Raw genomic sequence first — 13,911 nt, forward strand, 5'->3', positions numbered from 1 at the left:
CGCAACGGTACGCGACCCGGGCCGACTTTCGCGGCCCGGTCGGGCCACGACGGGGCGAGGCGTCCGCCACGACCCGCCTCGATCAGCCGGCCAGCACCACCTGGAGCTCCTGGCGACGGCCTCGTGCCAGGTCGGTGAGCAGCGCCGGGGCCTGCGCGAACGGCACCACCGCCGACACCAGGTGCTCGCGGATCTGGTCGCCGTACGTCCGCAGCAACCCGATCGTCTCGGCCGAGAGCCGCTCCCGGTCCCAGGTCGGGGCGAGCCCGCGCGGCACCCGCCCGATCTGGGCGCAGCGCAGCGCCAGCCCGTTGTGGTGGAACTCCTCGCCGAACCGGACGGCGTCGGCGCCGGCCTGGTAGAAGGCCAGGTCGACCACGGTGCCCTGGGGTCGCAGCAGGCGCAGCGCGAGCTGCAACGCCCACGCCTGCCCCCGGCACTGGAAGACCACGTCGGCGCCCCGGTCCCCGGCGGCGTGGTTCCACCGGGTCTTGAGCGCCACCGCCGGGTCGTCGGCGTCCGGGTCGAGGGTCTCCAGGCCGAGCGCCCCGGCGACCGCCCGGCGCTGCGGGGTCGGGTCGAGCACCACCACCGACGCCGCGCCGTGCCGCCGGGCGAACAGGGCGGTGAGCAGGGCCACCACCCCGCCGCCAACCACCGCGACCCGGCGCCCGCGCACCCCGTCGCCGAGCGACCGGACGTCGGCGCCGCACAGGTCGGCGGCGGCGTGCAGCAGCCCGTTGGCGCAGATCGGGCCCATGTGCGCGACGTACACGCCGAGCAGCGGGTCGAGGTCGTCGGGCAGCGGGACGAACCGCTCGGCGACCGGGTCGGCGACGTACCCGCTGCGGTGGCCGTAGGTCATCGCGCCGACGGCGCCCACGGCGACCGCCGGGGTGCGGCTGGCCACCACCCGCCCCACCTGCATGTAGCCCAGCCGGGTGACCGGGTACGGGGTGCTGGCCTCCCCCGGCTGGAACAGCCCGAGGCCGGCGTTCCAGGTGACGTTGAGGTACGGGTTGGTGCCCTTGACGAAGCTCAGCTCGGTGCCGGCGGACACGCCGCTGTACAGCGTCTCCACCCGGAACGTGCCGTCGCGCAGCTCGCCGGCCTCCTGCTCGACCAGCTCGACCCGGCCGGGGCCGCTGACCACCACCACCCGGTCACGCATCGACGGCCACCCCCGCCGGGGCCGCCGCGGCGGCGGTCCGAGGCGTCGCGGCCGGACCGGTGGGCAGCGCCACCGGCCGGCCGGTGGCCGCCGACTCGGCGATCGCGAGGGCCAGCCGCTGGGTGCCGAGCGCCTCGGCGTACGGGACCCGGACGTCGTCGCCGACGCCACGCACCGCGTCGACGAAGGCCCGGTCGACGGCGGTCCGCGCGCCGTCGGGGTCGGCGGGCAGGTGCCGCTCGCCGTCGGCGTCGCGGATCGTCAGCCCGTCCTCGGCCAGCGACAGCGCCAGCCCGTCGGCGAGGATCTCCAGCCCGGCCCGGTGCTTCCAGCCGAGCACGCAGGCGGCGGCGAGGGTGCCCACCGCCCCGCCGGCGAAGCGCAGGGCGGCCGTGGTCACCGAGTCGATGTCGGCGCCCTCGACCGGCGGCGGGGCGCCGTCGCCGTACGCGGTCACCTCGGTCACCTCGCCGACCAGCGCGCGCATCAGGTCCAGCACGTGCGCGGCCTGCTCGACCACCGGGCCGCCGGAGTGGTCCCGGCGGGCCCACCAGGCCACCGGGGGCACCTTGTCCAGCCAGGCCCCGCCGACCATCCGCACCGGCCGGCCGGCGAGCAGCTCGCGGGCCTCGTCCACCACGTGCAGGTACCGCCAGTGGTGGCCGACCCCGGTGAGCAGCCCACGCCGGGCCACCAGGTCGGCGATCCGCTCGGCGGTGTCCAGGTCCACCGCGACCGGCTTCTCCACGAACATCGGCACCCCGGCGGCGACGATCGCCTCCTCCACCGGGCCGTGCGCGAACGGCGGCACGCAGACGTACACCGCGTCCGGTCCCGCCGCGAGCAGCTCGTCGACGTCGGCGAACGTCGCGGCCCCGTGCGCGTCGGCCAGTACGGCCGCCGCGCCGCGCGTCACGTCGGTCACGCCGATGATCTCCACGTCCTCGAAGCCGCCCAACACCCGGGCGTGGCGCTGCGCCACCCCGCCGGCCCCGACCAGTCCCACCCGGCACGCGCGCATCGACAGACCCTCTCGCCACGGTTTCACGTATCCGCGCAGTGCACTCCCCCCGGGACGGCGCAATCAAACGTTCACCTCGCAGGAACGGCCCGGTGCCCGGGCCGTGATCAAGCTGTTAGGGATGATTCGGTTAACGCGTGGGCGGTACTGGGAAAACACCACCCCGCGTTTCCGCAGCGATCTGGGGGTGTGTCTGTGCGAGATACCGAATCGAGCGTCTCACCCGTGGTGGAGGCGTGGGCGACCTACCGGACCACCTCGGCGACCGATTGGACACCGCGGCGGCTGGTGCGCGCCAAGGGCGACAGCCGGGTCAGCGTGGTGCTGCCGGCGCGCAACGAGGAGGCGACGGTCGGCGCGATCGTGGCGACCATCCGGGAGCACCTGATGGACCGGGTGGCGCTGGTCGACGAGCTGATCGTGGTCGACTCCCGGTCCACGGACCGAACCGCGCAGGTGGCCCGGGCGGCGGGCGCGGAGGTGGTCGGCCAGGACGAGATGACCCGGGGGCTGCCCCCGCTGACCGGGAAGGGCGACGCGCTGTGGGCGGGGCTGGCCGCGGCCGAGGGGGACGTGGTCGCGTTCGTCGACGCCGACCTGCGCGAGTTCCGCCCGCACTTCGTCACGGGCCTGCTCGGCCCGCTGCTGACCGACCCGTCGGTGGAGTTCGTCAAGGGCTTCTACCACCGGCCGCTGGTCGGCGCGACCAGCGTGGAGGCCGACGGCGGGGGCCGGGTCACCGAGCTGATGGCCCGCCCGCTGCTGAACCTGTTCTGGCCGGAGCTGGCCGGCTTCGTCCAGCCCCTCGCCGGCGAGTACGCCGGCCGGCGCGCCGTGCTGGAGCGGGTGCCGTTCGTCTCCGGGTACGGGGTCGAGACGGCGATGCTGATCGACCTGCTGGACCTGGTCGGGTTGGACGCGCTGGCCCAGGTGGACCTCGGTGAGCGCAAGCACCGCCACCAGGACACGGCGGCGCTGGGCCGGATGTCGGCGCAGATCATGCTGACCGCGTGGTCGCGGTTGCAGCGGCGCGGCTGGGCCAGCCCCGGCACCGCGCCGGCGACCCTGCTCACCCAGTTCCGGCGGGGCGGCTCCGAGGCGCTGCCCAACCTGGACCGCGAGATCGTGGTCAGCGACGTCTCGGTCGAGGAGCGTCCCCCACTGGCGGAGCTGCGTCACCGGCTGCCGCGCCGCCGGGTGGCGGCGTGACCATCGCCGAGGGAAGGAACCCCACATGAGCCTGACCGTCCTGATGAACGCCGGGCCGTGGCTGTCCGTGCCGCCGCCCGGCTACGGCGGCATCGAGAACGTGATCGCCACCCTGGTGCCGGAGCTGCGCATGCTCGGTGTGCGGGTGGTGCTCGCCTCCGTCGACAGCAGCACCCTGCCGGTGGACGAGAAGATCTCCGTCTTCCCCGACGGCCAGTTCCACGCCCTCCAGCGGCCGTACAACCAGGTCTGCGGCATCTCCCAGGCGCACCTCGGCGGGGTGGCGCGGGCGCTGCGCAGCCGCGACGACATCGACCTGGTCCACGACCACGTGGAGGCGGTCGGCCTGGCCACGCTCGCCGCGATGGGCCCCGCCGCCCCGCCGGTGCTGCACACCCTGCACTGGGACCTCGCCAAGCACCCGGCCCTCTACGGCAACCTCGACGGCGGCGACCGGGTCCGGGTCAACGGGGTGTCCGCCTCGCAGCTGGCCCGCGCCCCCCGGGCGCTGCGCGAGCACTCGGTCGGCCACGTGCACCTGTCCACCCCGCTCGCGGTCGACGCGGGCCGGCGCCCCCGGCCGGACAAGGGCGACTACCTGATCGTCCTGGGCCGGATCAACCCCGGCAAGGGCCAGGACCTCGGCGCCCGGCTCGCCCAGCGGGTGGGCGTGCCGCTGGTGCTGGCCGGCCCGGTCGGGCCGTACCACCGGCCGGAGGACCTGGCCGCCGCGGGCGACGAGGCCCGGCAAAACCCGGACGTGCGGTTCTTCTACGACGAGGTGGCCCCGCACGTCGACGGCGACCTGGTCCGCTGGGTGGGCACCGTCGCCGGGCAGGAGCGCGACGACCTGCTGGCCGGCGCCTGCGCCTCGCTGTTCCCGCTGCGCTGGGAGGAGCCCGGCGGCACGGCGGTGGTGGAGTCGCTGGCCCTGGGCACGCCGGTGGTGGCGACCGCCCGCGGCTGCCTGCCGGAGCTGATCGAGCACGGCCGCACCGGCCTGCTCACCACCGACGAGGAGGAGCTGGCCGACCTGGTCCTGGCCGCGAGCGTGCTGGACTCGGACGAGTGCCGGCGGGAGGCCGCGACGCGGTTCACCCCGGCGGTGATGGCCCAGCGGTACGTCGGGCTGTACGAGCGGGTCCGCAAGGGCGCCGCCGCACGCCACCTGCTGCCCGCCTGACCGGGGCGGCGGGTTTGTCACGGGCGGCAGCGGGAACGCCGCGCCGCGAGAGACTTCCCGCACACGGTGAGGAGATCGCGGTGACCGGTCCGATGGCCCACTCGCGGGCCCGACGCAACCCCGCCGACGGCCGGGCCCCCGTACGCCGCGCCGCGGCCACCGTCGGCGTGGTGTTCCTGGTGGTCGGGGTGCTCGGCTTCATCCCGGGGATCACCACGTACTACAGCGACCTGCGCTTCGCCGGGCACGACTCCGAGGCGAAGCTGCTCGGGCTGTTCCAGGTGTCGGTCCTGCACAACATCGTGCACCTGCTGTTCGGGGTCGCGGGCCTGGCGCTGTCGCGCACGGTCTCCGGGGCGCGCACGTTCCTCGTCGGCGGCGGGGCCATCTACCTCGTGCTGTGGCTCTACGGCCTGGTGGTCGACCACTCCAGCGGGGCCAACTTCATCCCCGTCAACGGCGCCGACAACTGGCTGCACCTGTTCCTCGGGGTCGGGATGATCGCGCTGGGCGTGCTCACCACCCGCCGCCCGAGCCGCCACTGACGGGGGCCGCGCCGGGATCCGGCCCCCGTTTCGCCCCACCCCGTGCCGGGTATCTGCGGTCACCCCGACACGGAAGCGAGGACCGGCGCATGTCGAGCCGGATCACCGGAGAAGCATGACCGGCGGGCCGTGGGCGATGATGCCCGCCACCTGAGGCCTCTCACCCCGAATTGACCGAAATTACCGCTCTCGCCTGGTTACATGGTGGGAGGGCAGGGTAGGCACGCCCGTCCTTTCTGTCGTGACGACGGGGTGAGAAGCGATGCCCAAGCGGGTAACCACGGAACCCGGACGAGATCGGGGCCCCGCGATCCTCGCGCCCGCCCGCTTCGGCGGCTACCCCGGTCCGTTGCGGCCGGCGCTGCCCGGGGCCAAGCTGATCAAGCTGCTCGGCACCACCGACGCCAAGCAGATCGGCCTGCTGTACCTGATCACCTCGTTCGGCTTCTTCCTCATCGGCGGGGTGCTGGCGCTGTTGCTCCGGGCCGAACTGGCCCGGCCGAGGATGCAGTTCCTGTCCCCCGAGCAGTACAACCAGGCGTTCACCATGCACGGCACGATCATGCTGCTGCTGTTCGCGACGCCGATGGTGTTCGCGTTCGGCAACTACATCGTGCCGTTGCAGATCGGCGCCCCGGACGTGGCCTTCCCCCGGCTCAACGCCTTCGCCTACTGGCTGTACCTGTTCGGTGGAACGCTGGTGGTCGCCAGCTACGCCACCCCCGGCGGGGCCGCCGACTTCGGGTGGACCGCGTACACCCCGCTGAGCCGGGCGGAGCACAGCCCCGGCGTCGGCGGGAACATGTGGATCGTCGGCCTGGTCCTCTCCGGCCTGGGCACGATCCTCGGCGCGGTGAACCTGATCACCACCACGCTGACCCTGCGCGCCCCCGGGATGACCATGTTCCGGATGCCGATCTTCACCTGGAACCTGCTGCTCACCAGCGTCCTGGTGATCCTGGTCTTCCCGCTGCTGGCCGCCGCGCTGCTCGCGCTCGCCGCCGACCGGCTGCTCGACGCGCACGTGTTCGACCCGGCCACCAGCGGGCCGATGCTGTGGCAGCACCTGTTCTGGTTCTTCGGCCATCCCGAGGTCTACATCGTGGCGCTGCCGTTCTTCGGCATCATCACCGAGATCATTCCGGTGTTCGCCCGCAAGCCGATCTTCGGTTACACGGGTCTCGTGCTCGCCACCATCGCGATCACCGTCCTGTCGATGACCGTGTGGGCGCACCACATGTTCGGCACCGGCCAGGTGCTGCTGCCGTTCTTCAGCATCCTCAGCTACCTGATCGCGGTGCCCACCGGAGTGAAGTTCTTCAACTGGATCGGCACGATGTGGAAGGGCCAGCTCACCTTCGAGACGCCGATGCTGTTCGCCATCGGCTTCCTGGTCACCTTCCTGCTCGGCGGGCTCACCGGGGTGCTGCTGGCCAGCCCGCCGGCGGACTTCCACGTCACCGACACCTACTTCGTGGTGGCGCACTTCCACTACGTGCTGTTCGGCACCATCGTGTTCGCCGCGTTCGGCGGGGTGTACTTCTGGTTCCCGAAGATGACCGGCCGGCTGCTCGACGAGCGGCTCGGAAAGATCCACTTCTGGACCATGTTCCTCGGCTTCCACGCCACCTTCCTGGTGCAGCACTGGCTGGGCAACGAGGGCATGCCCCGCCGGTACGCCGACTACCTGCCCGGCGACGGCTTCACCACGCTGAACATGATCTCCACGGTGGGGTCGTTCGTCCTCGGCGCGTCCACGCTGTTCTTCATGTACAACGTGTGGAAGTCCTGGCGGTACGGGGCGATGGTGACGGTGGACGACCCCTGGGGCTTCGGCAACTCCCTCGAATGGGCGACCACCTGCCCGCCCCCGCTGCGCAACTTCGACCGGATGCCGCGAATCCGCTCCGAGCGCCCGGCGTTCGACTTCAAGTACGGCCACCTGGTCGCCGACCTCGGCCGGGACCTGCCGCAGCGCGCCACGAAGCCGCCGCAGAGCTTCGCCGAGGAGCTACACCACGAGCGGCACGTGCCCGAGTCGCCGGCGGCCGAGGGGGCGCACGGCGCCCGCCGGGCCGCCGACTACCAGCCGGCGCCGCAGTCGGGGGCGCGGCCGGTGGACGTGCCGGAGCCGGAGGAGATCCGTCGGCCCAGCTTCGAGCACACCGACGCGCCGGGCGAGGAGCCGGGACCGCCGGAGGACGAGCGGTGGCGCCACCCGCACGGCCGGGGCGAGACCCCGGAGCGCTGACCCCGGCGGGTGACGCGCGGCGGGGCGGACCGGGGTAAACCCCTCCGCCCCGCCGCACAGCTCCGTCCCACCGCCGTCGAGGTCCGTCCGTCCCGTCGGGGTCCTTTCGTCCCGCCGAGGTCCTTTCGTCGCGCGCCGGATCGCCCGCCGCGCGCCGGATCGCCGCTCAGTCGCGGGGCGGAGGCAGGCCGGCGGCGGTCAGCGACCGGCGGACCGCCGGCTGCACCCGGGTCAGCCGCAACGGCACCCCGGTACGCTCCGCGGCGTCCCGGCCGGCCATCAGCGCGGCGATCCCGCCGGCGTCGAAGCCGCCCGCGCCGACCAGGTCGACCACCACCTCGCGGGGCTGCCCGGTCACCGCCGCCAGCATCGCCCTGCGCAGCCGGTCCGCGCCGTCCCGGTCGACCTCGCCGCCGACCTCGACGACCACCCGGTCGCCGTTGTGCCGCACCGAGATCCGCGCCTTGCCCGGCCCGGACTCGGCCGCGCCGTTCTGCCACGGCGGCGGGGCGTCGGCGAGCATCGCCTGCCGCAGCCAGGTCAGCGCCCGCGACAGCAGGCGGGAGACGTGCATCTGGGAGATGCCGAACCGGGCGGCGATCTCGGCCTGGGTCTGGTTGCCGTAGAAGCGCATCGCCAGGATGCGCCGCTCCCGCCAGGGCAGCCGGTGCAGCAGCCCACTGACGGTGACCCGGTCGTCGACCGACTCCAGCGCGTTGTCGCTCTCGCCGACCAGGTCGCCGAACTCGGCCGAGCTCTCCCCGCCGACCGGCGCGTTGAGCGAGGCCGGACTGTACCCGGCGGCGGACTCCAGGGCGGCGAGGATCTCCTCTTCCGGGGTCTCCAGCCGCTGCGCGAGTTCGGCCACACTCGGGGCCCGGGACAGCTCGCTGGTCAGCGCCGCGGTCGCCTGCCCGACCTCCAGGATCAGGTCGCGCAGCCGGCGGGGCACGTGCACGCCCCAGGTCCGGTCCCGGAAGTGCCGCTTGATCTCGCCGACGATGGTGATCGCCGCGTACGCGGTGAACGAGCCCCGCTCCGGGTCGTACCGGTCGACGGCGTTGACCAGTCCGAGCCGGGCCACCTGCTCCAGATCCTCCAACGGCTCACCCCGCCCCCGGTACCGGCGGGCGAGCCGGCCGGCGAACGGCAGCGCGAAGCGGACCAGGTCGTCACGCGCCTCCTGCCGCCGCTCGGGGGGCAGGCCCTCGATCCGCGCCGCGTACGCCAGCGCCGCCGCGTCAAGGTCCTCCAGACCCCGTTCGGTGGGTGGTGGTGTGGTCGTGGTGGTCTGTCCGAACATCCGCGCCTCCCTCAGGAAGGTCCCCGCCTGATCGGGAAAGCCGGTCGCGCGCGTGGTCGAGCCACGCACCGGGCCGGAAAGTGGGTCACCTGACGTGAATCGTCGAGGAGCGTCGACCGCGAGCTGCGCAGCGTGGCCGGGCCGTCGCAGCCAGCGGTGTTCCCGCTCCGTAGGTACTCAATCACGGCAGCCCGGGTTCGCGAGGATGTTTCGGCCGGCTGGTGCGACCGGCCTCGGCGCGGCGCGCGGCGGGCGGGTCGGCGCCGCCCGGGGCGGCACTCCGCGCGCGGCGGATCGGGTCAGCAGACCACCAGTCCCTGGTCGCCGGCTCCGTCGCGCAGGGCCTCGACGGCGGTCGCGACGGGCAGCGGCGGCGGCACCGGCAGGTCGTACGGCTGGGCCCGCAGCACCTCGGTGGCGCGGCGGGTCGGCACCGCCGTGACCGGGTAGCCCCGGGCCGCGGTGCGGTCCAGGGCCCGACGGCGGCGGCCGAAGGCGGCCACGGCCAGCCACTGCGGCAGCCCGGCCAGGGCCGGCGAGCGCATCCCCGGCGACTCCGGCAGCACGTCCACCGAGCTGAACGGCTCGCTGCCGGCCAGCCACCACTCCGCCGCGTCGACGGCCCGCCGGGTGGCGTTCTCGCACCAGTACGGCACCAGCCCGGCCCGCAGCACCTGCCACGGGTCGAGCAGCCGCCCGCACTCGACGACCAGCCGGTCGCCTGTCTTGCCGGCCCGCCGCAGCCACGCCCGGTACAGGTCGGCGACCGCGGCGCTGAGCGACTCCGCCCGGGGGAACAGCACCCGGTGCAGCAGGTGCCCGCGCCGCCCGGCCCACGCCCGGACGGCGAGCTCGAAACCGGGCTCCACGCCGTGCTCGGCGTAGCCCTGCGGGGCGCCGACCTCCGGCGGCTCCCAGCGGGAACCGTCGCCACCGGCGGAGCGGAGCACCTGGCGCAGCGCGTGCGAGTCCGGGTGGAAGTCCACCGGGTCCAGCCCGCTGGCCGGGGAGCCGGCCTGGAAGCTGTGCCCCAGCCCGACGTCGTGCACCGGCCAGGTCCGGGCATCGCGCAGCAGCAGCAGCGGGGCTCCGGGCTCGACCCGGTCGGTCAGGAACCGGGCGTACGCCGCGGGCAGGTGCTGCCAGCGCACGCCGAGCGATACCGTCGCCCCGGCGAGCGCGCCCCGGCTGGCCGGGCAGTGCACCTGCCGCACGTGCACGTCGGGGTTGCCGGCGAGCAGCCGGGCGGCGAGCGCCGCGCCGTGGCCGAGGGCGGCTGCGGGGCTGTCCACCGCGCCTCGGGTCCAGTGCACCGTCGTCTCGAACGCGGCGGGCAGCCAGGGCACGCCCAGGGCCACCGCCAGGTGCGCCGCCGCGCCGTGCGGGGAGCCCAGCACCACGCCCGGGTAGCGGCGGCGCGGGTACTGGTCGACGATCCACCGCGCCACCCGGGCGGCGTCGACCTCGGCCGTCTGGTCGGGGGTGAGCGCGACCCGTCCGGCGGCCCGGGCGGCGGCTGCCCGGCGCACCGGCTCGGGCGCGCCGGTGAACCGGGACAACACGCCCGGCTGGCCCATGTCGGCGCAGTCCTCCCCGCGTAGGGCCCGGGCCGCGGCGGCGACCAGGACGCGTCCGGTGCTGCCCACCGCCACCACCCGGTCGCCGGCCAGTCCGGCCCCGTCCGCCGTGAGTCCCCCGCGCACCGGATGCGCGGGTCCCAGCCCGCTTCGTTCGTTCGCCACGCGGCCCGGCTTCCCGTCCCGATGGGGTCTAAACGGGGCCTCCGCCACCCGGCGGGGGCATTCCCCGTTGGACGGGCGCTTGCCCCCTGCGGTCCCCGCCGTGCCGGCTGGGCGTGGCGTCCGGGGCCGCCCCGGATGGGTCGCCCCGGCCGGGTTGGCCGGCCGGACTGGGCCGACCCGGGCTGGGGCGCCCGGACTGACTGGGGCGCCCGGACTGGCGGCGCCCGGGGCTGGGTGACCCGGCTACATGGTCAACTCGACATCGTTGACATCGCGGTGTCGAGAGCGCGGCAGGGCCCCTTGTCAATGACCTAAAGTCGATCATGGCTGCTCGGAGGGGCCCGGACCGTGGCGACGGGGCCGATAGTCTCCCTGCGGTGGCGACGGGAGACGGCGGATGGCGCCACCCCTGGCGGAGGTCGGCAGCGGCCGCCTGGCGGAGGTCGGCAGCCTGGTGGCCGGACGGGCTAGCCGAGACCGTCGGCCTCGACGGCCACCCGCCTGGCGAGCAGCCGCTCCCGGACCAGCCGGGCCGCGTCGCCGTCGGCGACCAGGCCCCGCAGGTCGGCCAGGGCCGGCTCCGGCGGGCGCAGCGGCACGGTGGGGTCGACCACGGCCTCCAGCACGCTGGGCCGGTCCGCGGCGAGGGCCTCGTCCCACGCCGCGCCGACCAACTCGGGCCGGTCCACCCGCACCCCGTGCAGGCCGAGCAGCCGGGCCCACCCGGCGTACGGCACGTCGGGCCGGCGGGCGGACGCCCCGGTGGGTGCCTGGCCGCCGCCCGTGCCCGAGTGGTCGCGGTTGTTGAGTACCAGCACCACCAGCCGGGGGTCGGCCCACTCCCGCCAGTGGTGGGCGACGGTGATCAGCTCGGCCAGGCCGTTGAGCTGCATCGCGCCGTCCCCGGCCAGCGCGATCACCGGCCGGTCCGGGCGGGCCAGCTTCGCCGCCACCGCGTACGGCAGGGCGCAGCCCGTCGAGCCGAGGGTGCCGCAGAGCTGGGCGGTCACCCCGGGCGGCAGTTCCAGGTGCCGGGCGTACCAGTAGATGACCGAGCCGACGTCGACGGAGACCGCTGCCGAGCGGGGCATCCGGACGGAGAGCTGGTGCAGCACCAGTTGCGGGTTGACCGGCTCGCCGGGTTCCTCGGTTCGGGCCGCCGCCTCCTCCCGCCACCGGTCCACCGACCTCTCCACCGTCCGGCGCCAGTCCCGCCGGGGCCGGACGGGCACCCGGTCGAGCAGCACCCGCAGCGTCTCGGCGGCGTCGCCGACCAACGGCACGTCCACCGGGTAGCGGGTGCCGATCCGGCGGCCGTCGATGTCGATCTGGATGGTGCGGGTCTGTACCGGGTAGTAGTCGGTCCACGGGTCGTTGGTGCCGACCATCAGCAGGGTGTCGCAGCCGCCCATGAGCTGGGCGGCGGCGCTGGTGCCCACCTCGCCCAGCACGCCGGTGTGGAAGGGCAGCCGCTCGTCCAGCACCGGCTTGCCGAGCAGGCTGGTGGCCACCCCGGCGCCGAGCCGGTCGGCCAGCGCCACGATCTCCCGCGCCGCGCCGTGCCCGCCCTGGCCGACCAGGATGGCCACCCGGTTGCCGGCGCCCAGCAGGGACGCGGCGGCGGCCAGGTCGGCGTCGTGCGGAAGCACCCGGGCCAGCGGCTCCCCCGGGGTCGCCGACGTCACGCCGGTGACCTGCGGCAGCCGGTCGGGCACCAGCGCCAGTTGCACGGCCAGGGGCAGCACCACGCAGGTGGGGCTGCGGGTGGCGGCGGCGGTCCGGAACGCCTGGTCCAGCACGGCGGGCACCTGCTCGGGCGTGCGCCCGTAGCGGACGAACTGGTTGCACACGTCGCCGAAGAGCCGGCTCAGCCCGATCTCCTCGTGGGCGCCGCCGAGCGGGCCGGTGATGTCCTCGCCGACGATGGCGACCACCGGCTTGCTGTCCAGCTTGGCGTCGTACAGGCCGTTGAGCAGGTGCACCGCGCTGGGCCCCTGGGTGGCCAGGCAGACCCCGAGCTCGCCGGTGAACTTGGCGTGCCCGCTGGCCATGAAGGAGGCGGTCTCCTCGTGCCGGGCGGGGACGAACTGCGGGTCGCCGCCGGCACGGTCAAGGGCCGCGACGACCGGTGCGATGGCCGGGCCGGGACAGCCGAACGCGCGCGGCACCCGCCAGGCCCGCAGCCGCTCCACCACCAGGTCGGCGACGGTACGATCAACCATCGCCCCGCCCGGGGGTGGCGGCGTCGACGTAGCGCAGCACCGCGCCCACCCCGTCGGTCAGTTCCGGCGCCTCGTCCGGGGCCAGCACGGTCAGCTCCGCGTCGGTGCCGACCAGCGCCCGGACCAGGGCCGCGTCGGCGCGTGCCCGGTGCGGGTCGGGCACCGACATGGCGCCGAGCTGCCCCGCGTCGGTGGCGATGTCGGTCGGCTCCGGGCCGATCCACAGCTCCTCCGTGGAGGACGGGTCGTCTACGATCAGCATGGTGTCGACCTGTTTGCGTTGCAGCGCCGACACCACCGCGTCGAGGCCCGCCCCGACGTCCTCCTGCATGCCGAAGCGGTCCAGCGCGGCGGTCACCCGCTGGTCGGCCACCTCGGCGATGGTCTGCACGGTGAGATCGTCCATCAGCGCCGGGTCCGCCCCGGCGTGCCGCGAGCCGGCGTCGGTACGGACCACCAGGTCCTGCCAGCGCTCCGGTAGCTGGGCGGCGATCATGCCGGTGGCCCGCACGTCGCCGGCGACCACCAGCACCTCCGCGCCGACCTTCTCGGCCAGTTCCACGGTGGCCGCCGCCGCGTCACCGGCGTTGTGGTGCCAGGCCTCCATGGCCGCCCGCTGGTACCGGGACTGCGACCAGCCGCCGGGGTTGACCCGGCGCAGTTGGAAGTCCTCCCGGCCGGTGACGTGGGCGCGGCGGGGCACTCCGCCGGCGCTGACCGCGACGGCGTCCGCGCCGGTCCGGTCGGCAAGCACCCGCACCCAGGCGACCTGCTCGCCGCGCTGGGCGAGCAGGGGCATGGCGTGCGGCAGCTCCGACACCGCCGCGAGGTCCCGCAGCGGCGGCGCGGACAGGTACTCGGTGAGCACCGCCCGGCCCCGGGCGGCGAACACGGCGATGCCGTAGTCGCCCGGCATCGGGTCGTGGCCGCGGACCACCCGCTCGACGGCGTCCACGGTCGGCGCGTCGGCGCCCTGCTCGATCAGTTCACCCTTGAGGGCCCGCCAGCGCAGGTCGAGCGCCGGGCGGGCGTCCTCGGTGTCCCGGGAGGCGTCCAGATAGACCGAGCACCAGGGCCCGGGACGGTCGTAGAGCGGGCGCAGGAAGGACAGCTGCATGCTCGACCCCTTTCCAGCTCGGCCCCCCGCTTACCCGCGTCGGTCGCCTTGTCACCTGAGGCCACCGTGAACGTGACTCGCGTTCATTCACGTCGTTCAGCCGGACCACCGGATACGATCGGTGCAGGGAACCGGACTCTCGGTGGT

General features: G+C 74.8%; 10 protein-coding genes. 4 read left to right on the forward strand and 6 right to left on the reverse strand.

The window, feature by feature from the left end; genetic code table 11:
• Positions 1-82: 82 nt before the first annotated feature.
• Entirely contained in the window at positions 83-1,171 is a 1,089-nt protein-coding gene (locus OOK41_RS21260) for a zinc-binding dehydrogenase (protein WP_266266444.1), read from the reverse strand.
• Complete coding sequence (locus OOK41_RS21265) at positions 1,164-2,192, reverse strand: Gfo/Idh/MocA family protein (protein WP_266266445.1); 1,029 nt, start codon at positions 2,190-2,192, stop codon at positions 1,164-1,166. Before OOK41_RS21265 ends, OOK41_RS21260 begins: the two co-directional genes overlap by 8 nt.
• 228 nt (positions 2,193-2,420) lie before the next feature.
• Between OOK41_RS21265 and OOK41_RS21270 the strand changes: the two genes are divergently transcribed.
• The 4 genes from OOK41_RS21270 to ctaD all read left to right on the forward strand — a co-directional run bounded on the left by OOK41_RS21270 (position 2,421) and on the right by ctaD (position 7,380).
• Positions 2,421-3,401, forward strand: a complete 981-nt coding sequence (locus OOK41_RS21270; RefSeq protein ID WP_243639383.1) for a glucosyl-3-phosphoglycerate synthase — start codon at positions 2,421-2,423, stop codon at positions 3,399-3,401.
• A gap of 25 nt (positions 3,402-3,426) precedes the next feature.
• The gene (locus OOK41_RS21275; protein WP_266266446.1) at positions 3,427-4,584 is read left to right on the forward strand and encodes a glycosyltransferase; all 1,158 of its coding nucleotides are present in this window, start codon (positions 3,427-3,429) and stop codon (positions 4,582-4,584) included.
• Between the two features lie 92 nt (positions 4,585-4,676).
• Positions 4,677-5,129, forward strand: a complete 453-nt coding sequence (locus OOK41_RS21280) for a DUF4383 domain-containing protein (protein ID WP_266267924.1) — start codon at positions 4,677-4,679, stop codon at positions 5,127-5,129.
• 262 nt (positions 5,130-5,391) lie between these two features.
• Positions 5,392-7,380, forward strand: a complete 1,989-nt coding sequence (ctaD, locus tag OOK41_RS21285; RefSeq protein ID WP_117667632.1) for a cytochrome c oxidase subunit I — start codon at positions 5,392-5,394, stop codon at positions 7,378-7,380.
• A gap of 166 nt (positions 7,381-7,546) precedes the next feature.
• Here ctaD and OOK41_RS21290 read toward each other — a convergent pair whose 3' ends face one another.
• The 4 genes from OOK41_RS21290 to OOK41_RS21305 form a co-directional block, all read right to left on the reverse strand.
• Complete coding sequence (locus OOK41_RS21290; protein WP_117667634.1) at positions 7,547-8,683, reverse strand: SigB/SigF/SigG family RNA polymerase sigma factor; 1,137 nt, start codon at positions 8,681-8,683, stop codon at positions 7,547-7,549.
• Positions 8,684-8,982: 299 nt separating this feature from the next.
• The gene (locus tag OOK41_RS21295; protein WP_117667636.1) at positions 8,983-10,386 is read right to left on the reverse strand and encodes a hypothetical protein; all 1,404 of its coding nucleotides are present in this window, start codon (positions 10,384-10,386) and stop codon (positions 8,983-8,985) included.
• 506 nt (positions 10,387-10,892) lie between these two features.
• Positions 10,893-12,647 carry a thiamine pyrophosphate-binding protein gene (locus OOK41_RS21300; protein WP_117667638.1) on the reverse strand — a complete coding sequence of 585 codons (1,755 nt, stop codon included), beginning with the start codon at positions 12,645-12,647 and terminating at the stop codon, positions 10,893-10,895.
• Positions 12,640-13,764: a Vms1/Ankzf1 family peptidyl-tRNA hydrolase gene (locus OOK41_RS21305; RefSeq protein ID WP_266266447.1), complete on the reverse strand. Its 1,125-nt coding sequence runs from the start codon at positions 13,762-13,764 to the stop codon at positions 12,640-12,642. Before OOK41_RS21305 ends, OOK41_RS21300 begins: the two co-directional genes overlap by 8 nt.
• Positions 13,765-13,911 lie beyond the last annotated feature (147 nt).

The sequence above is a fragment of the Micromonospora sp. NBC_01655 genome, from assembly GCF_026339755.1.
Classification (GTDB): Bacteria; Actinomycetota; Actinomycetes; order Mycobacteriales; family Micromonosporaceae; genus Micromonospora.

Coding starts and splice junctions, on each gene's coding strand:
- OOK41_RS21305 (WP_266266447.1), bottom strand. CDS start 13,764: ATGCAGCTGTCCTTCCTGCGCCCGCTCTACGACCGTCCCGGGCCCTGG.
- OOK41_RS21300 (WP_117667638.1), bottom strand. CDS start 12,647: ATGGTTGATCGTACCGTCGCCGACCTGGTGGTGGAGCGGCTGCGGGCC.
- ctaD (WP_117667632.1), top strand. CDS start 5,392: ATGCCCAAGCGGGTAACCACGGAACCCGGACGAGATCGGGGCCCCGCG.
- OOK41_RS21275 (WP_266266446.1), top strand. CDS start 3,427: ATGAGCCTGACCGTCCTGATGAACGCCGGGCCGTGGCTGTCCGTGCCG.
- OOK41_RS21260 (WP_266266444.1), bottom strand. CDS start 1,171: ATGCGTGACCGGGTGGTGGTGGTCAGCGGCCCCGGCCGGGTCGAGCTG.
- OOK41_RS21290 (WP_117667634.1), bottom strand. CDS start 8,683: ATGTTCGGACAGACCACCACGACCACACCACCACCCACCGAACGGGGT.
- OOK41_RS21280 (WP_266267924.1), top strand. CDS start 4,677: ATGGCCCACTCGCGGGCCCGACGCAACCCCGCCGACGGCCGGGCCCCC.
- OOK41_RS21265 (WP_266266445.1), bottom strand. CDS start 2,192: ATGCGCGCGTGCCGGGTGGGACTGGTCGGGGCCGGCGGGGTGGCGCAG.